Here is a 556-nt window from a genome sequence, read left to right on the forward strand (position 1 = left end):
CAAGGCACTGCCGCCGCCGGCTGACGCTGCCTATGCACGGGCGGCCTATGAGGCGCCGCAGGGCGCAGTCGAGACGGCGTTGGCGCGGATCTGGGCCGAGCTTCTCGGGCTGGAGCGGGTCGGACGCCACGACCACTTCTTCGAACTGGGCGGCCACTCGCTTCTAGCGGTGCAGGTGTCGAGCCGGCTGTCGCAGGCTGTTGGAGTCGAACTGCCGCTGTCGACGCTGTTCGCCACGCCGGTGCTGGCCGATTTTGCCGCAAGCCTTGGCCGTCCTCATGAAGTGGCGGTGCCTGCCAACCTGATCACCGAGCAGAGTACGGCGATCACGCCGCAGATGCTGCCGCTGATCGAGCTGGCCCAGCCTGAGATCGACCGGATCATCGCCACGGTGCCTGGTGGCGTCCGCAACATCCAGGACATTTATGTGCTGACGCCGCTGCAGGACGGCATCCTGTTCCATCATCTGCTGGCCAGCCGGGGTGATCCCTATCTGTTGGTGTCGCAGATGGCGTTTGCCGACCGCAGCTTGTTGGAGCGCTATCTTGGTGCGGTT

The 556-nt window shown here is 65.5% G+C and carries 1 protein-coding gene; it reads left to right on the forward strand.

Annotated features, from left to right (window positions below):
• On the forward strand, positions 1 to 556 hold a 556-nt coding region (locus P0R31_RS40765), incomplete at both ends, for a phosphopantetheine-binding protein (RefSeq protein WP_275521254.1).

The organism is Bradyrhizobium yuanmingense (genome assembly GCF_029167105.1).
GTDB classification, from domain to species: Bacteria; Pseudomonadota; Alphaproteobacteria; order Rhizobiales; family Xanthobacteraceae; genus Bradyrhizobium; species Bradyrhizobium yuanmingense_A.